The sequence below is a fragment of the Streptomyces sp. NBC_00310 genome, from assembly GCF_036208085.1.
Lineage (GTDB): Bacteria > Actinomycetota > Actinomycetes > Streptomycetales > Streptomycetaceae > Streptomyces.
On sequence record NZ_CP130714.1, the window covers coordinates 4,093,619 to 4,115,446 of the forward strand.

Below are 21,828 nucleotides of genomic sequence, written 5' to 3' on the forward strand. Positions count from 1 at the left end.
CCTTCTCACAGATGGCGGCGTCGGGTTGAGACGTGCCGGTCGTACTCCTCGCGTGCCTTGACCGCCGACGCGCGGGTCGCGGTCTCGGCCACAGGTACATCCCACCAGGCCTGCGCGGGGGGCGGGCCCGACACTGTGTCTGCCGTTTGGGTCTCGACGTAGACACATGTGGGAGTGTCGGCCGCCCGCGCCTCGGCGAGGGCGGCGCGCAGGTCACGGATGGTCTTGGCGCGCAGCACGCGCATGCCGAGACTGGCCGCGTTGGCGGCGAGGTCCACGGGCAGCGGGGCGCCCGTGAACGTGCCGTCGTCGGGGTTGCGGTGCCGGTAGGCGGTGCCGAACCGCTCGCCGCCGACCGACTCCGAGAGACCGCCGATGGAGGCGTACCCGTGGTTCTGCACGAGCAGCACCTTGATCGGGACGTTCTCCTGCACGGCCGTGACGATCTCGGTCGGCATCATCAGATACGTGCCGTCGCCGACCAGCGCCCACACCGGGCGCCCGGGAGCGGCCATCCGGACGCCGATCGCGGCCGGGATCTCGTATCCCATGCAGGAGTAGCCGTACTCCAGGTGGTACTGGTCCCGGGACCGCGTGCGCCACAGTTTGTGCAGGTCACCGGGGAGGGAGCCGGCCGCGTTGATGAGGATGTCGGACTCGTCGACGATCTCGTCGAGAAGGCCGAGGACCTGGGCCTGGGTGGGCCGGGTGTCCGGTTCGTCGGCCTCGTAGCAGGCGTCGACGCGGTGCTCCCAGCGCTGCTTGTCCTCCGTGTACTCGGCGACGTACGCGTCGGCGACCCGGTGTCCGTGCAGTTCGAGCGCCTGGGTCAGCTCCTCCAGCCCGACGCGCGCGTCGGCGATCAGCGGCAGCCCGGAGAGCTTGTGGCCGTCGTAGGGCGCGATGTTGAGATTGAGGAAGCGGACACCGTCGGCGGCGAAGAGGGTGCCGGAGGCGGTGGTGAAGTCCGTGTACCGGGTGCCGACACCGATCACCAGGTCGGCGGTGCGGGCGAGTTCGTTCGCGGTCGCGGTGCCGGTGTGGCCGATGCCGCCCACGTCCTGCCGGTGGTCGTGGCGCAGCGAGCCCTTGCCGGCCTGCGTGGACGCCACGGGAATGCCGGTGGCGTCGGCGAGTTCGGCGAGCGCCTCCTCGGCGCGGGCGTGGTGGACACCGCCGCCGGCGACGATCAGGGGGCGCCCGGCTTCGCGGATCGCCCGTACGGCGGCGGACAGTTCGGAGCCGTCGGCCGCGGGACGGCGTACGGTCCAGATCCGCTCGGCGAAGAACTCCTCCGGCCAGTCGTACGCCTCCGCCTGCACGTCCTGCGGGAGGGCGAGGGTGACCGCGCCCGTCTCGACGGGGTCGGTGAGCACGCGCATCGCCTGGAGCGCGGCCGGGATCAGGGCCTCGGGGCGGGTGATCCGGTCGAAGTACTTCGACACCGGGCGCAGGCAGTCGTTGACGCTGATGTCGCCCGCGTACGGCACTTCGAGCTGCTGGAGGACCGGGTCGGCCGCCCGCGTGGCGAAGATGTCGCCGGGAAGGAGCAGCACCGGGAGGTGGTTGATGGTGGCGAGGGCGGCGCCGGTGACGAGGTTGGTGGCGCCGGGGCCGATCGACGTCGTCACGGCGTGCGTGGAGAGGCGGCCCGACTGCCGGGCGTAGCCGACGGCCGCGTGGACCATCGACTGCTCGTTGCGGCCCTGGAGGTACGGCATGTCGTCGGCGTACTCGATCAGCGCCTGGCCGAGGCCGGCGACGTTGCCGTGGCCGAAGATGCCCCAGGTGGCGCCGATCAGCCGCTGCCGCTCGCCGTCGCGTTCGGTGTACTGGGCGGCGAGGAAGCGGACCAAGGCCTGGGCGACCGTAAGCCGGGTCGTGCTCATCGGTACCCCTCCGTGTGATCGGGGTGGAAGCAGATCCGCCACTGCCGCTCGGAGCCCGGGCCGGCCATCACGTTCAGGTAGTACATGTTGTGGCCGGGCTGCGCGATGGACGGGCCGTGCCAGCCGTCGGGAACGAGCACCGCGTCACCGGAACGGACCTCGGCGAGCACCTCGGAGCCGCCCTCGCGGGAGGGGGAGACGCGTTGGTAGCCGAAGCCGTGGGGACCGTCGATCTCGAAGTAGTAGATCTCCTCGAGTTCGGTCTCCTCCCCGGGCCGGTTCTCGTCGTGCTTGTGCGGCGGGTACGAGGACCAGTTGCCGCCGGGGGTGATGACCTCGACGGTGATCAGCTTGTCGCACTCGAAGGCGTCGGCGGAGGCGAAGTTGCGCACCTGGCGGGCGCAGTTGCCACTGCCCCGGTCTTCCACGGGGACCTCCGGCGCGGGGCCGTAGCGGGCGGGGAGTAGTCGCTCGCACTTCGCTCCTGCCAAAGCGAAGCGGCCTCCCGCGCCGGAGGCGATCTGTACCCGGGCGTCACGGGGCGCGTACACGAAGTCGGAGACTCCGGCGAACACGCTCTCCCTGCCCAGGATCTGAAACTCTGCGTCCGCTGCGGCGCCCGATTCACCGGATTCGCCCGATACCCGCACCGTACAACCGCCGTTGAGGGACAGCACGATCCACTCGCTGTCCCCGGTCGTGAACGTGTGCGTGCCGCCCGGCTCCAGCTCCACGATCCGCAGACTGCTGTGGGTCCAGCCGGCCCGCTTCGGGTCGATGTCGACGGCGTACCGCGCGTTCGCTGTGGCGCCCTTGGGTACGTACAGCTCGGTCTTGTGTGTCATGCGGCCCTCACAACAGTCCTACGGCGGTGTCCACGGCGGCGGTCACGTCGTCGTCCGCCGGGTAGAGCAGCGAGCGGCCGACCACCAGGCCCTGCACGGTGGGGAGTTGCAGCGCGCCCCGCCACTTCTCGTACGCGCCCTCCTGGTCCTCGCCGACATCGCCGCCGAGCAGTACGGCGGGCAGCGTCGAGGTCTCCATCACGCGGGCCATGTCGTCGGGGTTCTCGGTGACGGGGACCTTCAGCCAGGTGTACGCCGAACTGCCGCCGAGCCCGGCCGCTATGGCGATCGACCTGGTGACCGCGTCGGCGCTCAGGTCGTTCCTGACCTTGCCGGTGGCGGGGTCGCGGCGGCTGATGAACGGCTCGACGAACACGGGGAGCCGGCGCTCGGCCATGGCGTCCACGGCACGGGCGGTGGACTCCAGGGTGGTGAGGGAGCCCGGGTCGTCGTAGTCGACGCGCAGCAGGAGCTTGCCGGCGTCGAAGCCGAGGCGCCGCATGTCCTCGGGGCGGTGGCCGGTGAAGCGGTCGTCCAGTTCGAAGCTGGCGCCCGCGAGACCGCCCCGGTTCATCGAGCCCATGACGACCTTGCCGTCGAGGGCGCCGAGGAGGAGCAGGTCGTCGAGGATGTCGGCGGTCGCGAGGACACCGTCCACACCGGGGCGGGACAGTGCCAGGCACAGTCGTTCGAGGAGGTCGGCGCGGTTCGCCATGGCGAGCTTGCGGTCGCCGACGGAGAGGGCGCCACGCGCCGGGTGGTCGGCGGCGACGATCATCAGCCGGCCGGAGTCGCCGATCAGGGGGCGCCGGGTGCGGCGGGCGGCGGCCTCGGCGATGGCCTCCGGGTGGTGGACCCGGGTGCGGACGAGGGCGGAGACGTCGACGTTCACCGGACCGCTCCCGCCGCGACCGCTGTCTCGATCTCGTCCGCCGTGGGCATGGCGGACGAGCACTCCAGGCGGGAGGCGACGATGGCGCCGGCCGCGTTGGCGTGCCGCATGATCTTTTCCAGCGCCCAGCCTTCGAGCAGGCCGTGGCACAGGGACCCCCCGAAGGCGTCTCCCGCACCGAGCCCGTTGAGGACGTTCACCGGCAGGGGCGGCACCTCGGCCGTCGTACCGTCACGGTGCACCGCCAGCACCCCCTTCGGCCCCTGCTTCACCACCGCCAGCTCGACCCCCGCCTCCACCAGCGCGGCGGCGGCCGCGTGCGGCTCGCGGATCCCCGTGGCGACCTCGACCTCGTCCAGGTTGCCGACGGCGACGGTCGTGTGCCGCAGGGCCTCCTCGTAGAACGGGCGGGCCTCGGCCGGGTCGGACCAGAACATGGGGCGCCAGTCGAGGTCGAAGACCGTCGTACCGGCCTTGGCCCGGTGGGCGAGGGCCGCGAGCGTCGCCGTACGGCTGGGCTCCTCGCTCAGGCCCGTGCCGGTCACCCAGAAGATCCTGGCCCCGGCGATGGCGTCGAGGTCCAGCTCGTGGGCGTCGATCTCCAGGTCCGGGGCCTTGGGGCGGCGGTAGAAGTACAGCGGGAAGTCGTCCGGCGGGAAGACCTCGCAGAAGGTGACGGGGGTCGGCAGGCCCGGGACCGGGGTGACCCAGCGGTCGTCCACGCCGAAGTCGCGCAGCGCCTGGTGGAGGTACTCGCCGAAGGGGTCCTCGCCCGTGCGGGTGATGACGGCCGTGGAGCGGCCGAGGCGGGACGCGGCCACCGCGACGTTCGTCGCCGATCCGCCGAGGAACTTCCCGAAGGACGTCACCTGCGGCAGCGGGACCCCCGTCTGCAACGGGTAGAGGTCCACACCGATCCGCCCCATGGTGATGAGGTCGTACGCCATCGAGTTCCCTTCACGCGCCGGTTCGGTCAAGGTCTAGTCCCGTCGGAGCGACCCTGTCAATACTTTGTCCAGACATTCGGACTACCTATTGACACCTTCCGCTTCGGGACTGAAGCTGACTCCCATGACGTCGTTGTCACCTCAGTCCTCACTCTCGCGCATCCGAGTCGGCTCGGCGCCCGACTCCTGGGGCGTCTGGTTCCCCGACGACCCCCAGCAGGTCCCCTGGCAGCGCTTCCTCGACGAGGTCGCCGCTTCCGGCTACGAGTGGATCGAGCTGGGCCCGTACGGCTATCTGCCGACCGACCCGGCGATCCTCGCCGAGGAGACGGCGAAACGCGGCCTGAAAGTGTCGGCCGGCACGGTCTTCACCGGGCTGCACCACGGTCCGGACGTCTGGGAGAAGACCTGGGCGCACGTGGCCGACAACGCGGTCCTGGCGCAGGCCATGGGCGCCAAGCACCTCGTCGTCATCCCGTCCTTCTGGCGGGACGACAAGACGGGCAAGGTGCTGGAGCCCAGCGAGCTGACCGTCGAACAGTGGCGGCACCTCACCCAGCTGACCGAGCGCCTCGGGCGGGAGGTGCGGGAGAAGTACGGCCTCCAGATCGTCGTCCACCCGCACGCCGACACCCACATCGACAGCGAGGAGAACGTCGTCCGCTTCCTGGACGGCACCGACTCCTCGGTGGTGTCGCTGTGCCTCGACACCGGGCACTACGCCTACTGCGGCGGCGACAGCGTCAAGCTGATCGAGACGTACGGCGAGCGCATCGGGTATCTGCACCTCAAGCAGGTCGACCCCGAGATCCTGGCCGACGTCCGCGCCAACGAGATCCCGTTCGGGCCGGCCGTGGCCAAGGGCGTGATGTGCGAGCCGCCGAAGGGTGTGCCCGAGCTGGGGCCGGTGCTGGCCGCTGCCGCGAAGCTCGACATCGATTTGTTCGCGATCGTCGAGCAGGACATGTATCCCTGCGCGCCGGACACTCCGCTGCCGATCGCCCAGCGCACTCGGGCGTTCTTGAGGTCTTGCGGGGCGTGAGCGCTCCGCTGAGAGCCGGGCGCTGAGAAGCGCCGGGGAACTGCGGGTCGTCGGCAGACCGCGGGTGATTCGTGGCTGGTCGCACAGTTCCCCGCGCCCCTCAGGGGCGCGGCACTTGAGCGGTGCTTGATTTCATCACCTCTGTCACAAAAGTCACCTTCCTGTCACGTATGTCACGTGTATGCGGGTCTTTCGTCACACGTGACCCACAGGGCTTCCCGATGGTCACCGAGCGTCGTTGACCGGACACAGGTTTGTGATCGCCAGCGCAGTGCCCGGCTCCCCCGACGGTCTTCCCGGCCGCCGCCGTGGTGCGCGCGGGGAGGTGCCACCCATGACCGACCGACCCCTCTGGTCGTACAAGGACATCGCGGCGCACATCCGTGTGCAGCCCGACACCGTCCGCTCGTACCGCAAACACGGGCTGCTGCCGCAGCCCGACCACGTGGAGGGCGGCAAGCCCTACTGGTACGCCGACACCGTCCGCGCCTGGGTCGCCTCCAGACCGGGCAACCGGGGGCGCAAGGTCGACTGATCCGCTCCGCTCCGCGCCACGCTCATGCGTTTATTCGTTTGTCCCCGGATCCTTCCGCCGTCCAGGATCCGGGGATGAGTTTTTCGGACAAACCCGTACTCACCGGCGAGAGGGCCGTGCTGCGGCCGTTCACCGAGGCCGACGCGTCCGTGATGGCGCGGATCCTGGCCGACCCGGAGGTCGTACGGCTCACCGGCAGTCCGACCGAGGAGTTCGGGCTGGAGCGGCTGCGTTCCTGGTACGGCAGCCGCAACGACCGGGCCGATCGCCTCGACCTCGGCATCGTGGACCGGGCGAGCGGTGAGCTGGTGGGTGAGACAGTCCTGAACGAGTGGGACGAGGCCAACCGCAGCTGCTGCTTCCGGATCCTGATCGGGCCCGGCGGGCAGAACCGGGGGCTGGGCACGGAGGCCGTGCGGCTGACGGTCGGCCATGCCTTCGAGCGGCTCGGACTGCATCGCGTGTCGTTGTACGTCTTCACCCACAACCCCCGGGCCCGGCGCGCCTACGAGAAGGTCGGGTTCGTGGCCGAGGGAGTCGAGCGGCAGACCCTGTGGCAGGGCGGCGAGTGGATCGACGCCGTACGGATGTCGGTGCTCGCGCCGGAGTGGGCCGCCCATCGCGGGAGGCCCGACAGCGGGCGGGGCGGCCGGGACGAGCAGGGTGGGCGGGTCAGCTCCACGGCTCGATGACCGTCACTCCGCTGCCGGGTGCCGTGCCCATCGCCGCGAGCGCGGCGGGGGCCGCGTCCAGGGGGATCGTCGACGTCACCAGGAGGTCCGGTCGCAGGCCGCCCGCCCGGACCAGCTCCAGCATCCCGGGGTAGGCGTGGGCGGCCATGCCGTGGCTGCCCAGGAGTTCGAGTTCGAGGGCGATCGCGCGGGCCATGGGGACGGGGGTGGTGCCCGTCTCGGACGGGAGCAGGCCCACCTGGATGTGGCGGCCCCGGCGGCGGAGGCTGTTGACGGAGGCCGCGCAGGTGACCGGGGAGCCGAGGGCGTCGAGGGAGAGGTGGGCGCCGCCGCCGGTGAGGTCGCGTATCGCCGCGGCCGTGTCCGCCCCGGCCGACGCGTCCACGCATTCCGCCGCGCCGAACGTGCGGGCCAGGTCCAGGGCCTGCGGGGAGACGTCGACGGCGATCACCCGCGCGCCGGAGGCCGCCGCGATCATCACGGCGGAGAGACCGACGCCGCCGCAGCCGTGGACCGCGACCCACTCCCCCGCCGCGACACGGCCCTGCGCGACGACCGCGCGGAACGCCGTGGCGAAGCGGCAGCCGAGTGAGGCCGCCGTGCCGTACGACAGTTCGTCCGGCAGCGCCACCAGGTTCACGTCGGCGTGGTCCAGGGCGACGTACTGGGCGAACGAGCCCCAGTGGGTGAAGCCCGGCTGGGTCTGGCGCTCGCACACCTGCTGGTCGCCGGCCGCGCAGGAGGCGCAGCCGCCACAGGCGCACACGAACGGGACGGTGACGCGGTCGCCCGGGTGCCAGCCGGTCACCGCCGCGCCGGTCTCCTCGACGACTCCGGCGAGTTCGTGGCCGGGGACGTGCGGGAGGGTGATGTCCGGGTCGTGGCCCTGCCAGCCGTGCCAGTCGCTGCGGCACAGACCGGTTGCTTCGACCCGGACGACGACTCCATGGGGGGTGGGGGTGGGAGCCGCGACGTCCTTCACCGAGGCCGGCTCCCCGAATCGCTCGAACACCACCGCGCGCATGTGTCTTCGCCCTCGCTCTCACCGACCGGTCGGAAGTCCCGTCCGGAGTGAACGCTAGCCAGAGATCTCGACCTTGTCTCCGTCGCTCTCCTTGTCCATGGCTCCCGTGGCTCCCGTGTCGTCAGCGGTGTCAGCGGTGTTTGTCGCCTCCGCGGTCTTCGCCGTCGGCGTCGACTCCCCCTCACTCAGCCCGAAGCGCTCGTGCAACCTCCTCAGGGGTGCCGGTGCCCACCAGGTGGCGCGGCCCGTCAGGCGCATGACGGCCGGCACCAGGAGGCTGCGGACGACCATGGCGTCCATGAGGACGGCCAGGGCTATGCCGAGGCCGAGCATCTTGGTGTTGGTGACTCGGGAGGTGCCTATGGCGATCATGACGACGGCGAGGATGACGGCGGCTGCGGTGATGAGGCCGCCGGTGCGTTGGAGGCCGAAGCGGATGGAGGCCGTGTGGTCGCCGGTGTGGTCGTACTCCTCCTTGATGCGGGAGAGCAGGAAGACGCCGTAGTCCATGGAGAGGCCGAAGGCCACGCAGAACATCAGGACCGGGAGGGTGGTCTCTATGGAACCCGGGCTGGTGAAGGCGAGGAGTCCGGAGAGGTGGCCGTCCTGGAAGACCCAGACCAGCGCGCCGAACATCGCGGTCAGGCTGAGGGCGTTCAGGAGGACCGCCTGGAGGGGGATCAGCACGCTGCCGGTGAGGAGGAAGACCAGGATGAGGGTGACTATCGCTATGAAGGCGAGGGCCCAGGGGAGGCCGTCCCCGATCGCCGCCTTCGTGTCGACCAGGACCGCCGCCGTGCCCGTCACCGAGGTCTCGAAGGGCGCGTCCGTCGCCCGGATGTCGTCCACCAGGCGTTGCGCGCCCTCGTCGACCGCCTCTCCCTTCGGCTGCACGGTGAAGTAGGCCCAGTCGCCCTTCACCAGGGGGCCCTCCACCCGGAGCACGTCCGGCAGGTCGGCGATCCGCTCCTTGTAGGCGGCGTACTCGGTCTTCGTCGCCCTTCCTTCCGCCAGCACCTCCAGACCGCCGCCGGGGGTGCCCGGGAAGCCTTCGCGCAGGTGCTGTTGGACGACGTGCGACTCGGCGGTCGAGGGGAGCTGGCGGTCGTCGGCCGTGCCGAACTTCACGCCCAGGAAGGGGAGGCCGAGGAGGACCAGGCCCGCTGTCGTGGCGATGGCGAAGTAGGGGGCGCGGCGCATGACGAGGGCTGCCGTGCGGCCCCAGGCCGCGCCTTCCTCCACGGCCGGGGAGTCGGGCCGGGGCCCGGTGGCCTTGCGGCGCCTGAACAGCTTGCGCAGGTCCAGGGCGTTGACACGGTCGCCCAGGAGGACCAGGGCCGCGGGAAGGAGGACCAGGGCCGCCGCCGCGGCCAGGAGGACCACCGCGATGCCCGCGTAGGCGAAGGACTTCAGAAAGTACTGCGGGAAGACCATCATGGCGGCCAGGGAGACGGCGACCGTGAGGGCGGAGAAGAGGACCGTGCGGCCGGCTGTGCGGAGGGTGGTGGCGACGGCCGTCAGGGAGTCGGCGCCCGTGGCCAGTTCCTCGCGGAAGCGGCGCACGATGAACAGGGCGTAGTCGATCGCGAGGCCCAGGCCCATGGCCGTGGTGAGGTTCAGGGCGAACACCGAGACGTCGGTGACCTCGGTGAGGCCACGCAGGATCGCGTTGGTGCCGAGGATCGCGACGATGCCCACGCCCAGCGGCAGCAGGGCGGCGACCGCGCTGCCGAAGACCATGACGAGCAGGACGAGGGTCACCGGCAGGGCGATCATCTCGGCCCGCAGCAGGTCCTCCTGGATGATCGTCTGCATCTCGTGGCGCACGGCGAGGATGCCGCCGACCCTGACCTCGACCGGGCCGTGCGTGCCGCGGAGCTCGGGCGCGATGCGGTCCAGGGTCTTGTTCACGGCCGTTTCGTCGCCGGTGAGGCGGGCCGCTATCAGTGCCTCGTGGCCGTCCTCCGCGCGCAGGGTCGGGGCGCCGGTCTGCCAGTAGGAGCCGACACCCGTGACGCCCTTCTCGGCGGTGAGCCGCTCGGTCAGCTTCGTCGCCTCCGCGGCGACGGCCGGATCGTCGACCGAGGCCTTGCCCGCGTCGACCAGCAGCAGCAGGTTCGGCTGGGAGCCGGGGAACTCGCGCTCCAGGGCCTTCGTCGCGTAGGTGGACTGGGCGGCCGGGTCCTCCCAGCCGCCGCTGCCGAGACGGTCGGCGACATCGCTGCCCGCCACGACCGCGAGGGCGGTGAGCACCAGGGCGACGAGCAGGGAGAGCCGGGGGCGGGCGGTCACGAACCGGGTCCAGCCTCCCACTCGGGGTGGCCGGTTGACTTCGGTCATGGTGCGGTGTCCCCTTCACTCTGATCGGTCACTCTGATCCGTGCTGTACGCAGCCGGGCAGCACGGAGCGCCGAGCCATACACTGGCAAACACGAGAGGTCGCTCGCGTTTCACCAGAATGCGAGCGCCCACTCGTGTTTGTCAATCACGTCCGGAAAGCTGGGGATAACCGCGTGCCCACCCACCAGGAGAAGGAACAGGCCCAGGAGAGAGAGCAGCCGCGTCGCCGCCAGGCCCGCGGCGAGCGCCGTATCGCCCAACTCCTCGAGGCCGCGGCCTCCGTGTTCTCCTCGACCGGGTACACCGCCGCCAGCACCAACGCCATCGCCCGCGAGGCGGGGGTCTCACCGGGCACGCTCTACCAGTTCTTCCCGAACAAGGAAGCGATCGCGATCGAGCTGGGCGAGCGGCTCATGCGGGAGATGCGGGAGGCCTACGGTGAGGCGCTCGCCCCGGTCGACCCGGCCACCCCGCTGGAGGAGGCGGTCGCGGCCGCCGTCGACCGTTTCATCGACTTCAACTGCCGGCACCCGGTGTTCTTCACACTGATGCACGGCCCCGACGTCCCCGGCCAGATCACCGAACAGCACGACGCGCTGCACGCGACCCTGGTCACACGGGTCGAGGCGCTGCTCGCACCCCTCCTCGACGCATCAGCCGTCGACATCACGCGCACCGCTCACGTCTGCGTGGCCATGTACAAGGCCGGACTGGAGCTGGTGCTCGGCCGCGAGGGAGACGACCGCGACGCGTACGTCCAGGAGCTGAAGAACGTCCTGCTCCGCTATCTGGAACCGCTGGTGGGCGACCGTCTCGCCGCCGGCCCCTCGTACACCTCCCCGACCCCGGCCCCCTGACTGGGCCGGCCCGGCCCAGTCCGGTCCGGCCCGGCCCACAGGGAATCCACCACGCCCCTCCACAGGGATCCGCCGCACCCCTGACGCCCCCGGCACCCCACCACCCCGCCCGGACCCCTCTTGGATTCATACCCCTAGGGGGTATAAGGTGGACGTCCTGAAGGGTTACCCGAACCCCCACGCCCCGATGAGGAGCAACGACATGACCACCGAGACCGACACCCAGGGTTCCGTCACCGCCGTCTACAAGGTGAGCGGCATGAGCTGCGGGCACTGCGAAGGCGCCGTTTCGGGCGAGATCACCGAGATCGCCGGTGTCTCCTCCGTGAAGGCCGTCGCCTCCACCGGCGAGGTCACCGTGGTCTCCGCCGCCCCGCTCGACGAGGAGGCCGTGCGCGCCGCCGTCGACGAGGCGGGCTTCGAGCTGGTCGGCAGGGCCTGAGGTCCGGCACGGATACGGACGTCACGGGCACGGACATGACGAGCACCATCGCGGCAGGCCCCATGAGCGAGCCCGTCCATGAGGTCGAGCTGACCATCGGCGGGATGACCTGCGCCTCCTGCGCGGCCCGCGTCGAGAAGAAGCTCAACCGCCTGGACGGGGTCACCGCCTCGGTGAACTACGCGACGGAGAAGGCGAAGGTCACCTACCCCGCGGGGCTGGAGGTCGCCGAGCTGATCGCCACCGTGGTGAAGACGGGCTACACGGCCGAGGAGCCACCACCCCCGGCTCCCCCGGAGGCCGCGACGGAACCGGCGGCGGAGGACGAGGCCGACCCCGAGCTCGCCGCCCTGCGGCAGCGGCTCACCGTCTCGGCGCTGCTCGCGGCACCCGTGATCCTCATGTCCATGGTCCCCGCCCTGCAGTTCGACAACTGGCAGTGGCTCTCGCTGACGCTCGCCGCGCCGGTCGTCGTGTGGGGCGGGCTGCCCTTCCACCGGGCCGCGTTCACCAACCTCCGGCACGGCGCGGCCACGATGGACACGCTGGTCTCGGTCGGCACGCTCGCCGCCTTCGGCTGGTCCCTGTGGGCCCTCTTCCGGGGGCACGCGGGCATGCCGGGCATGCGGCACGGCTTCGAGTTCACCGTCTCCCGGACGGCCGGCGCGTCGACGATCTATCTCGAGGTGGCCGCCGGGGTCGTCGCGTTCATCCTGCTCGGCCGCTATCTGGAGGCCCGCTCCAAGCGTCGCGCGGGCGCCGCCCTCAAGGCGTTGCTGAAGCTGGGCGCCAAGGACGTCTCGGTGCTCCGCCACGGGCGGGAGGTGCGGGTCCCGGTGGGGCGGCTCGCCGTCGGGGACCGTTTCGTCGTACGGCCCGGGGAGAAGTTCGCCTCCGACGGGACCGTCGTCGAGGGGTCCTCCGCCGTCGACGCGTCCATGCTGACCGGCGAGTCCGTGCCGGTGGACGTGACCGTCGGGGACGCCGTCACGGGCGCGACCGTGAACGCCGGGGGCCGCCTGGTCGTCGAGGCGACCCGGATCGGCGCGGACACGCAGCTGGCCCGGATGGCACGGCTGGTGGAGGACGCGCAGAACGGCAAGGCGGAGGCGCAGCGGCTCGCCGACCGGATCTCGGCGGTGTTCGTCCCCGTCGTCATCCTGGTCGCGGTCGCCACGTTCGGCGTCTGGCTCGGCCTCACGGAGGACACCACCGCCGCCTTCACGGCGGCCGTGGCGGTGCTGATCATCGCCTGCCCGTGCGCACTCGGCCTCGCCACCCCGACCGCCCTGATGGTCGGCACCGGCCGTGGCGCCCAGCTCGGCATCCTCATCAAGGGCCCCGAGGTCCTGGAGTCCACGCGCCGCGTCGACACGGTCGTCCTGGACAAGACCGGCACGGTCACCACCGGCCGGATGACCCTCCAGACGGTCCACGTCGCCGAGGCCCCCCTCGGAGACGTCACCGATGCCACCCAGGTCACCCAGGTCACCCAGGTCACCGAGGAGGAAGTCCTGCGACTCGCGGGCGCCGTCGAACACGCCTCCGAACATCCGGTGGGCCGGGCGATCGCCGCGGGCGCCGAGGACCGCGTCGGCGCGCTGCCGCCCGTCGAGCGTTTCGAGAACCTCCCCGGAAGGGGCGTACGCGGCCTCGTGGAGGGCTACGAGGTCCAGGTGGGCCGGGTCCTCGACGGGCCGCTCCCCGGGCCTCTGAAGGCCGCCAAGGAAGCCGCCGAGGACGAGGGCCGCACGGCGGTCGTGGTCGTCCGCGACGGTGTGGCACTCGGTGTCGTCACGGTCGCCGACGCGGTCAAGGAGACCAGCGCCGAGGCCGTACGGCGGCTGCGGGCACTCGGGCTCACACCGATGCTGCTGACCGGCGACAACGAGCGGGGGGCCCGGTCCGTGGCCGCGGCGGTCGGGATCTCCCCCGAGCACGTGATCGCCGAGGTGTTGCCGCAGGACAAGGTCGACGTCGTCCGCCGGCTCCAGGGCGAGGGCCGTACGGTCGCGATGGTCGGCGACGGGGTCAACGACGCGGCCGCGCTGGCCACGGCCGACCTGGGGCTCGCCCTGGGCACGGGGACGGACGCGGCGATCGAGGCGGGTGACCTGACGCTGGTGCGTGGGGACCTGCGGGTGGCCGCCGACGCCATCCGGCTGTCACGGCGGACCCTGTCCACGATCAAGGGCAATCTGGCCTGGGCCTTCGGATACAACCTGGCGGCACTGCCGCTGGCCGCCGCCGGACTGCTCAACCCGATGGTCGCGGGGGCGGCTATGGCCTTTTCGTCCGTTTTCGTGGTAACGAACAGCTTGCGACTCAGGACATTTTCGTGACCGCCGGGCAAAAGTCCCTCTAGAGTCCGGAAGCAGGCTCACATAAGCTCTTCACAAGGCTCGCGCATCATCCTTACGCTGGGGCCTCGATCACCGAATCGTGTCTCTTGCGCATCTTCAGGACATAGGGCAAGAGACGCGGATCACAGTGGTGTGAACGTAACCACCGAAGGGGTTCGTGAGTCTAAGTTGGCGATGTCAGAAGCGTCTTGGGGGGCGTGACTGACATCTGGGGATGTCTTGGGGGACGTTCCCGGAACTGCGTTGCCGGGGCACGTGCACCGGGGAGCTTTGAGCGGCCCTCCCGTACGTACGCGTCCCGGCAGACCGCACATAGGTAGGACGAGCTCTGCTCGTTCAGCTCAGCGATTCAGGCGCTGGCCCACCAGACGCCCGGCCGGATCCCGTGGGGGGAATCCGCACCGGGACATGGGAAGGCGCCCTGCTCGCCGGCCCGTGGGGGGACCAGCGTTGCAGGGCGCCTTCTCCCATTTTTTTGGGGCTCGGTTCGCCTCCGGGGCGCCAAAGCCTGTGTCGGGACGGCGATCGTGCTCGGCCCTCCTTCGTCGGGCACTGCGCGCGTTCGCCGTCCCGACACAGGCGCGCCCCTTCGGCTCACTCGCCGTAGGGCGCCCTCTTCTGCAGCGGGGCCAGCAGTGGGCCCCAGCTTCTGCGAGGGCCAAGCAGCTGACCTCAGTGGGGCAAAGCAAGGGGCACAGCAGTGGGCCCGTACGGACGGCTCTCCGGACGGGCCCCTTTTGCTACGCGTACTCGGCTCAGCGAGCCTCGACCGGGACGAAGTCGCGCTCGACGACGCCCGTGTAGATCTGGCGCGGGCGGCCGATGCGGGAGCCCGGCTCCTTGATCATCTCGTGCCACTGGGCGATCCAGCCCGGGAGGCGGCCGAGGGCGAAGAGGACCGTGAACATCTCGGTCGGGAAGCCCATGGCGCGGTAGATCAGACCCGTGTAGAAGTCCACGTTCGGGTAGAGGTTGCGCGAGACGAAGTAGTCGTCGGAGAGCGCGTGCTCCTCCAGCTTCAGCGCGATGTCCAGCAGCTCGTCGGACTTGCCGAGGGCCGAGAGGACGTCGTGCGCGGCAGCCTTGATGATCTTGGCGCGCGGGTCGAAGGACTTGTACACCCGGTGGCCGAAGCCCATCAGGCGGACGCCGTCCTCCTTGTTCTTCACCTTGCGGATGAAGGAGTCGACGTCGCCGCCGTTCTGCTTGATGCCCTCCAGCATCTCCAGGACGGACTGGTTGGCGCCGCCGTGCAGCGGGCCCCAGAGCGCGGAGATGCCGGCGGAGATCGAGGCGAACATGTTCGCCTGCGACGAGCCGACCAGGCGGACCGTGGAGGTCGAACAGTTCTGCTCGTGGTCCGCGTGCAGGATCAGCAGCTTGTCGAGCGCGGAGACGACGACCGGGTCGAGGTCGTACTCCTGGGCCGGGACCGAGAAGGTCATGCGCAGGAAGTTCTCGACGTAACCGAGGTCGTTGCGCGGGTAGACGAACGGGTGACCGATCGACTTCTTGTACGCGTACGCCGCGATGGTGGGCAGCTTGGCGAGCAGGCGGATCGTGGAGAGGTTCCGCTGCCGCTCGTCGAACGGGTTGTGGCTGTCCTGGTAGAACGTCGACAGGGCGCTGACCACGGAGGACAGCATCGCCATCGGGTGGGCGTCCCGGGGGAAGCCCCGGTAGAAGTTCTTCACGTCCTCGTGCAGCAGGGTGTGCTGCGTGATCTCGCCCTGGAAGGTGGCGAGCTCGTCGACGGTCGGAAGCTCGCCGTTGATGAGCAGGTACGCCACCTCAAGGAAGGTGGAGCGCTCGGCCAGCTGCTCGATCGGGTAGCCGCGGTACCGAAGGATGCCCTGCTCGCCGTCGAGATAGGTGACGGCGGATTTATAGGCAGCGGTGTTGCCGTAACCGCTGTCCAGGGTGACCAGACCGGTCTGGGCCCGGAGCTTCCCGATGTCGAAGCCCTTGTCGCCGACGGTGCTGTCGATCACCGGGTAGGTGTACTCGCCGTCGCCGTACCGCAGTACTACAGAGTTGTCGCTCACGTCATCCCTCACCGACGTAGTGCCTCATCCTTGAGGTGCCCTGACTGTCTCTACCATCCCCCAATTGGCTCAGGAGAGTGCACTCGGGGTCGACCATCGGGCCCATCGGCGGCACTGAGTGCCGCCAACTTGCTCATCCTGCCCCCTCCGTCCGCCATCTGGAAGGGCTGTGTGACCTTTACGACTCGTTTGATCGATCAAATTTCACTCACGGGGCGACAGGCCTTCACGAGAGGTACGCAAGCGGTCCTCACCCCAGCCCTCACCACGGTCTCACCGCAGTCCTCGTCCCGCTCCTCACAGCGGCCGCGGGGCGAGCCGGTAGTCGAGGGCCGTGCACCGTCGGCCCGCGGAGACCGTACGGACCGCCTGGCCTATCGCCTTGCGGGAGCCGACGAGGACGACCAGCTTCTTCGCCCTGGTCACCGCCGTATACAAAAGGTTGCGCTGAAGCATCATCCAGGCTCCGGTGGTGACCGGGATGACCACGGCCGGGTACTCGCTGCCCTGGGACCGGTGGATCGTCACCGCGTAGGCGTGCGCCAGCTCGTCCAGTTCGTCGAACTCGTACGCCACCTCCTCGTCCTCGTCCGTCAGGACCGTCAGCCGCTGGTCGACCGGGTCGAGTGCGGTGACGACGCCGACGGTGCCGTTGAAGACGCCGTTCTCCCCCTTCTCGTAGTTGTTGCGAATCTGGGTGACCTTGTCGCCGACGCGGAAGACCCGGCCGCCGAACCGCTTCTCGGGCAGGTCGGGGCGGGCGGGGGTGATCGCCTGCTGGAGCAGTCCGTTGAGGTTGCCCGCGCCGGCCGGGCCCCGGTGCATGGGCGCCAGCACCTGGACGTCCCGGCGCGGGTCGAGCCCGAACTTGGCCGGAATACGACGGGCCGCCACATCCACCGTGAGCCGCCCGGCCTCCTCCGTGTCGTCCTCGACGAAGAGGAAGAAGTCCTTCATGCCGTCGGTGACCGGGTGGTGCCCGGAGTTGATCCGGTGCGCGTTGGTCACCACGCCGGACTGCTGGGCCTGGCGGAAGACCTTGGTGAGCCGGACCGCCGGAATCGGGCTGCCGTCGGCCAGCAGGTCCCGCAGGACCTCGCCCGCGCCGACGCTGGGGAGCTGGTCGACGTCCCCGACGAAGAGGATGTGCGCCCCCGGAGGCACCGCCTTCACCAGCTTGTTGGCCAGCAGGAGGTCCAGCATGGAGGCCTCGTCGACGACCACCAGGTCGGCGTCCAGGGGACGGTCCTTGTCGTAGGCCGCGTCGCCGCCGGGCTTCAGCTCCAGCAGGCGGTGGACGGTGGAGGCGTCGGCGCCGGTCAGCTCGGCGAGGCGCTTGGCGGCACGGCCGGTGGGGGCGGCCAGCACGACCTTCGCCTTCTTGGCGCGGGCCAGCTCCACGATCGAGCGGACCGTGAAGGACTTGCCGCAGCCGGGACCGCCGGTGAGGACGGCCACCTTCTTCGTCAGCGCGAGGCGCACGGCCGCCTCCTGCTCGGGGGCCAGCTCCGTGCCCGTACGCCCCCTCAGCCAGGCCAGTGCCTTGTCCCAGGCCACGTCGTGGAAGCCGGGCATGCGGTCCTCGGCCGTACGCAGGAGGCGCAACAGCTGTGCGGAGAGGGAGAGTTCGGCGCGGTGGAAGGGGACCAGGTAGATCGCGGTGACCGGGTCGTCGTGCTCGCCGTTCTGGCCGGGGACCTTCTCCCGTACGACGCCGGGTTCACCGGAGTCCTCGTCCGGCAGGGCGAGTTCGGCCAGGCACTCGATGACCAGGCCCGTGTCGACCTGGAGGAGCTTGACCGCGTCGGCGATCAGCCGCTCCTCCGGCAGGTAGCAGTTGCCCTGGTCGGTGGCCTGTGAAAGGGCGTACTGCAGGCCCGCCTTGACGCGCTCCGGGCTGTCGTGGGGGATGCCGACGGACTGGGCGATCTTGTCGGCGGTGAGGAAGCCGATGCCCCAGACGTCGGAGGCGAGGCGGTACGGCTGGTTCTTCACGACCCCGATCGACGCGTCGCCGTACTTCTTGTAGATGCGCACCGCGATGGACGTCGACACCTCCACCGTCTGGAGGAAGAGCATGACCTCCTTGATCGCCTTCTGCTCCTCCCAGGCGTCGGCGATCTTCTTGGTGCGCTTGGGGCCGAGGCCGGGGACCTCGATGAGGCGCCCCGGCTCCTCCTCGATGATCTGGAGGGTGTCCAGGCCGAAGTGCTGGGTGATGCGGTCGGCGAAGATCGGGCCGATGCCCTTGACCAGACCGGAGCCGAGGTAGCGGCGGATGCCCTGGACGGTGGCCGGGAGGACGGTCGTGTAGTTCTCGACGGTGAACTGCTTCCCGTACTGCGGGTGCGAGCCCCAACGGCCCTCCAGGCGCAGGGACTCGCCGACCTGGGCGCCCAGCAGGGCACCGACGACGGTGAGGAGGTCGCCACCGCCTCGGCCGGTGTCCACGCGCGCGACCGTGTAGCCGTTGTCCTCGTTGGCGTACGTGATGCGTTCGAGTACGCCTTCGAGTACGGCGAGCCGCTGTTCGCCCGGGGGGTTCCCCGCCTGTTGAGCCATGATCCGACGGTACCGGTGAGGTCCGACAGCGCGGATCCACCGACCTTATGAAGCACTTAAAACCATCCGTGTCCGACCTGTTGACTTTCCCGCGCGCTCGTCACTACCGTCTCGCAGAATTTCGAACAACGTTCGCAATTTCGAACATTCCGAACCATCGCATGAGCGCCCAATGGAGGACACCTCTATGCGTCAACGCCCCAGACGCAGCCGCCGCGCCCTGGCCGCCCTGTGCGGCTCGGTGTTGTCCATCAGCCTGTTGTCCGCCGGACCGGGTGCGACGTCCGCCCAGGCCGCCGACGACCCCAACGCCGCCGCGCTGGACAAGGACGCGATCCTCGCCGCCAACCAGCTCGACGAGCGCCAGTGGTACAAGGACAACATCCCGTTCCTGGACACCCCCGACAACGACATCGACGAGGTCTACTACTACCGGTGGAGCACCTTCAAGCGCGCGCTCCGCTACACGGTGCCGGGCACGGGGTACGTGTCGACCGAGTACGACGTGCCGATCGGGTACGCCGGGAACCCGTACACGGCGCTTCCGGACGCCACCGGCTACCACCTGCTCGACGGCCGCTGGCTGCGCAACCGGGACTACGCCGGTGACTACCTGGACTTCTGGCTGCGCGGGGCGGGCAACTCGGGCGCGCGAAACTTCAGCGAGTGGATCACCAGCGCCGCGTACCAGCGCTATCTCGTCACCGGTGACGCCGCGCAGATCAAGTCCGCGCTCCCCCACCTCATCGCGCTGTACAAGCGGTGGGACTCGAACTTCACCACCGACATCACGGTGAACGGCAGTCAGTCCACCAGCGACCTGTACCACCAGACCCCGCTGTCCGACGCCACGGAGTACACCGAGACGTCGATGAAGAGCAGCAACTGGTTCAGCGGCGGCCGCGGCTACCGGCCGACCATCAACGCGTACATGTTCAGCGCCGCCCAGGCGATCAGCAAGATCGCCACGATGAACGGTGACACGGCGACCGCGAACGACTACGACGCCAAGGCCGCGCAGCTCAAGGCCGCCGTGCAGAACTCGCTGTGGGACCCGCAGCGCGACTTCTTCATGCAGGTCTACAACACGGACAGCACCAACGGCACGCTGAAGCAGACCCGGACCACCTGGCGCGAGGCGATGGGCTTCGCCCCCTGGGCGTTCAACCTCCCGGACGCGCAGTACTCGTCGGCGTGGAAGTACCTCACCGACGCCAAGCGGTTCAAGGCGCCGTTCGGGCCCACGACGCTGGAGCGGGTGCACGACTTCGAGGCCGAGCAGGCCGACATCGTCCACGCGAACACCCACAACTCCTCGACGGCCTCCAACGGCAAGTACGTCGGGCAGATCGACTTCGACGACAGCGCGGTCACCTTCACCGTGGACGCACCCGGCAACGGCACGTACCCGGTGACGGTCCACTACGCCAACGCCACCTCCGGTACGTCGACGCACAAGGTCATCGTGAACGGTGACACGGCCAACCCCGTCACCGTGAGCTACGCCGCCGGGGGCAGCTGGGGGCAGTTCTCGGAGTCGAAGTCCGTCACGGTCCAGGTCCCGATGAAGGCCGGGGCCAACACGCTGAAGTTCACCAAGGGCACGGGCTTCGCCGAGATCGACCGGATCACCGCGAACCCCTACTTCAACTACGAGGCGATCCCCGCTGAGCAGAAGCGCGACGACGCCAACTGCTGTCACTGGAACGGCCCGAGCTGGCCGTACCAGACGAGCCAGATCCTGACGGGCCTGGCCAACCTGCTCCAGGACTACCCCGCGCAGAACTTCGTCACCAAGGCCGACTACCAGACGATGCTGGCCCAGTTCGCCGACCTCCAGCACAAGGACGGCAAGCCGTACGTCGCCGAGGCCGCCAACGGCGACACCGGCGAGTGGATCTACGACGGGTTCAACTTCAGCGAGCACTACAACCACTCCAGCTTCAACGACCTGGTGCTGAACGGTCTGCTGGGCATCAAGCCGCAGGCCAACAACACACTGGTGCTGAAGCCGCTGGTCCCGTCCGGCTGGGACTGGTTCGCGGTGGAGAGCCTGCCGTACCACGGACACACCTACTCGATCCGCTGGGACCGGGACGGCTCGCACTACGGCAAGGGCAGCGGGCTGCAGATCTTCCAAGACGGCCAGCGCATCCACCAGTCCTCGACGCTCGCCACCAGCACGACCGTAAACGTGGCCGCCCCGGTCACCCCCGCGCAGCCGACGCGCCTGATGAACGTCGCCGCCAACCCGCTGACCGCCGAGCAGGACTGGCTGGGCCGCACCGTCACCCAGCCGTTCCCGAAGGCCTTCGCCTCCTACACCAACACCGTCTCCAACGGCCCGCACTGCCACAGCGGCCAGACCTGCAAGCCCACGACCTTCGACGCCCCGCTGCGGGCGACGGACGGTTGGATCCGTTACGACAAGATCCCCGACAACCGGTGGACCAACTCAGGCTCGCCGAACTCCACCGATCATCTGGGCGTCGACTTCGGGGCGCCTCGCAAGATCAACGAGGTGAAGTTCTACACGTACGACGACGGGGCGGACATCCGGGTACCGGCGGGCTACACCGTCCAGTACCTCAAGGACGGGGCGTGGGTGAACGTGCCGAGCCAGGCGAAGAGCCCGGCGACGCCGGTCGCCAACAACGCCAACGAGGTGACCTTCCCGACGATCACCACGTCCCAGTTCCGGGTGGTCTTCACACCGCAGGCGGGCAAGTTCGTCGGCGTCACCGAGCTGGAGTCCTGGTACCCGGAGACACCGCGGGTGAAGATCGTCAACAAGAACAGCAACCTGGAGCTCGGGATCGCCGGTTCCTCGATCGCCGCCGGTGGCGCCGTCCAGCAGCAGAGCGCCAGTGGCAGCGCCAACCACTGGTGGAAGATCGTTCCGGCCGAGAACGGCTACTACAAGATCTTCAACACCAACAGCGGACAGGTCCTCGGCATCAAGGACGCGTCCAAGACCGCCGGCGCCACGGCGTTGCAGTGGGGGGACACCCTCACGGCCGACCATCTGTGGTCGATCGTCGACGCCGGTGGCGGCTACGCAAAACTCGTCAACAAGAACAGCGGGCTGGTGCTGGGGATCGACGGGATGTCCCCGTCGTCCGGGGCGCCGGCGCTGCAGTGGGACGACAACGGGACCGCCGATCATCTGTGGAGCATCACGGCGGAGGACGGGTCCACGCCGTTCACGTCCTGAGGCGTGACGCCGTGAGCGTCCGGCCTTGTGAGTCCCAGAGCTGACCGCCGAGGTCCGCCGAGGCCCCCCGGGGGTGCGGCGGGCCTCGGCGTTTTCCGGTCGTGTCCCGGGAGCGGTCGTCGCCGGACTGCTGGGCCTG

15 protein-coding genes are annotated in these 21,828 nt (G+C 69.8%); 7 read left to right on the top strand and 8 right to left on the bottom strand.

Features of this window, described 5'->3' with window-relative positions:
- Positions 1-5: 5 nt before the first annotated feature.
- Genes iolD through iolC form a run of 4 tightly spaced genes read right to left on the bottom strand, consistent with a single transcriptional unit; the run spans position 6 to position 4,573 of the window.
- Positions 6-1,889, bottom strand: coding sequence for a 3D-(3,5/4)-trihydroxycyclohexane-1,2-dione acylhydrolase (decyclizing) (iolD, locus tag OG202_RS17935; RefSeq protein ID WP_327729650.1), 1,884 nt, complete (start codon positions 1,887-1,889; stop codon positions 6-8).
- Positions 1,886-2,734 (bottom strand): 5-deoxy-glucuronate isomerase, encoded by an 849-nt coding sequence (gene iolB / locus OG202_RS17940; RefSeq protein WP_328223114.1) that lies wholly within the window; start codon positions 2,732-2,734, stop codon positions 1,886-1,888. Before iolB ends, iolD begins: the two co-directional genes overlap by 4 nt.
- 7 nt (positions 2,735-2,741) lie before the next feature.
- On the bottom strand, positions 2,742-3,626 hold the full coding sequence (locus OG202_RS17945; protein WP_326582708.1) for a Cgl0159 family (beta/alpha)8-fold protein: 885 nt from the start codon (positions 3,624-3,626) through the stop codon (positions 2,742-2,744).
- Positions 3,623-4,573: a 5-dehydro-2-deoxygluconokinase gene (gene iolC / locus OG202_RS17950; protein ID WP_327729648.1), complete on the bottom strand. Its 951-nt coding sequence runs from the start codon at positions 4,571-4,573 to the stop codon at positions 3,623-3,625. Before iolC ends, OG202_RS17945 begins: the two co-directional genes overlap by 4 nt.
- 124 nt (positions 4,574-4,697) lie before the next feature.
- On the opposite strand from iolC, the gene OG202_RS17955 reads away from it, so the two are divergent.
- From OG202_RS17955 to OG202_RS17965, 3 genes are all read left to right on the top strand, one after another.
- Positions 4,698-5,615: a sugar phosphate isomerase/epimerase family protein gene (locus tag OG202_RS17955; protein WP_327729647.1), complete on the top strand. Its 918-nt coding sequence runs from the start codon at positions 4,698-4,700 to the stop codon at positions 5,613-5,615.
- 334 nt (positions 5,616-5,949) lie between these two features.
- Positions 5,950-6,150 (top strand): helix-turn-helix transcriptional regulator, encoded by a 201-nt coding sequence (locus OG202_RS17960; RefSeq protein WP_326582705.1) that lies wholly within the window; start codon positions 5,950-5,952, stop codon positions 6,148-6,150.
- Between the two features lie 74 nt (positions 6,151-6,224).
- Entirely contained in the window at positions 6,225-6,842 is a 618-nt protein-coding gene (locus tag OG202_RS17965; protein ID WP_328223115.1) for a GNAT family N-acetyltransferase, read from the top strand.
- Here OG202_RS17965 and OG202_RS17970 read toward each other — a convergent pair.
- Both OG202_RS17970 and OG202_RS17975 read right to left on the bottom strand, forming a co-directional pair.
- The gene (locus OG202_RS17970) at positions 6,823-7,866 is read right to left on the bottom strand and encodes a zinc-dependent alcohol dehydrogenase family protein (protein ID WP_328223116.1); all 1,044 of its coding nucleotides are present in this window, start codon (positions 7,864-7,866) and stop codon (positions 6,823-6,825) included. The genes OG202_RS17965 and OG202_RS17970 overlap by 20 nt on opposite strands.
- A gap of 54 nt (positions 7,867-7,920) precedes the next feature.
- The gene (locus tag OG202_RS17975; RefSeq protein ID WP_328223117.1) at positions 7,921-10,206 is read right to left on the bottom strand and encodes an MMPL family transporter; all 2,286 of its coding nucleotides are present in this window, start codon (positions 10,204-10,206) and stop codon (positions 7,921-7,923) included.
- A gap of 173 nt (positions 10,207-10,379) precedes the next feature.
- Here OG202_RS17975 and OG202_RS17980 point away from each other — a divergent pair, with 173 nt between their 5' ends.
- The 3 genes from OG202_RS17980 (at position 10,380) to OG202_RS17990 (ending at position 13,847) form a co-directional block, all read left to right on the top strand.
- On the top strand, positions 10,380-11,063 hold the full coding sequence (locus tag OG202_RS17980; protein ID WP_328223118.1) for a TetR/AcrR family transcriptional regulator: 684 nt from the start codon (positions 10,380-10,382) through the stop codon (positions 11,061-11,063).
- 202 nt (positions 11,064-11,265) lie between these two features.
- Entirely contained in the window at positions 11,266-11,505 is a 240-nt protein-coding gene (locus tag OG202_RS17985) for a heavy-metal-associated domain-containing protein (protein WP_326582700.1), read from the top strand.
- Positions 11,506-11,540: 35 nt separating this feature from the next.
- Complete coding sequence (locus OG202_RS17990) at positions 11,541-13,847, top strand: heavy metal translocating P-type ATPase (protein WP_328223119.1); 2,307 nt, start codon at positions 11,541-11,543, stop codon at positions 13,845-13,847.
- A gap of 776 nt (positions 13,848-14,623) precedes the next feature.
- Here the strand turns inward: OG202_RS17990 and OG202_RS17995 are convergent.
- On the bottom strand, positions 14,624-15,913 hold the full coding sequence (locus OG202_RS17995) for a citrate synthase (RefSeq protein ID WP_326582698.1): 1,290 nt from the start codon (positions 15,911-15,913) through the stop codon (positions 14,624-14,626).
- Between the two features lie 297 nt (positions 15,914-16,210).
- Positions 16,211-18,475 (bottom strand): SF1B family DNA helicase RecD2, encoded by a 2,265-nt coding sequence (recD2, locus tag OG202_RS18000; protein WP_328223120.1) that lies wholly within the window; start codon positions 18,473-18,475, stop codon positions 16,211-16,213.
- A 187-nt stretch (positions 18,476-18,662) separates the two neighbouring features.
- On the opposite strand from recD2, the gene OG202_RS18005 reads away from it, so the two are divergent.
- Positions 18,663-21,689 carry an MGH1-like glycoside hydrolase domain-containing protein gene (locus tag OG202_RS18005; protein ID WP_327729640.1) on the top strand — a complete coding sequence of 1,009 codons (3,027 nt, stop codon included), beginning with the start codon at positions 18,663-18,665 and terminating at the stop codon, positions 21,687-21,689.
- The last annotated feature ends 139 nt before the right edge of the window (positions 21,690-21,828 follow it).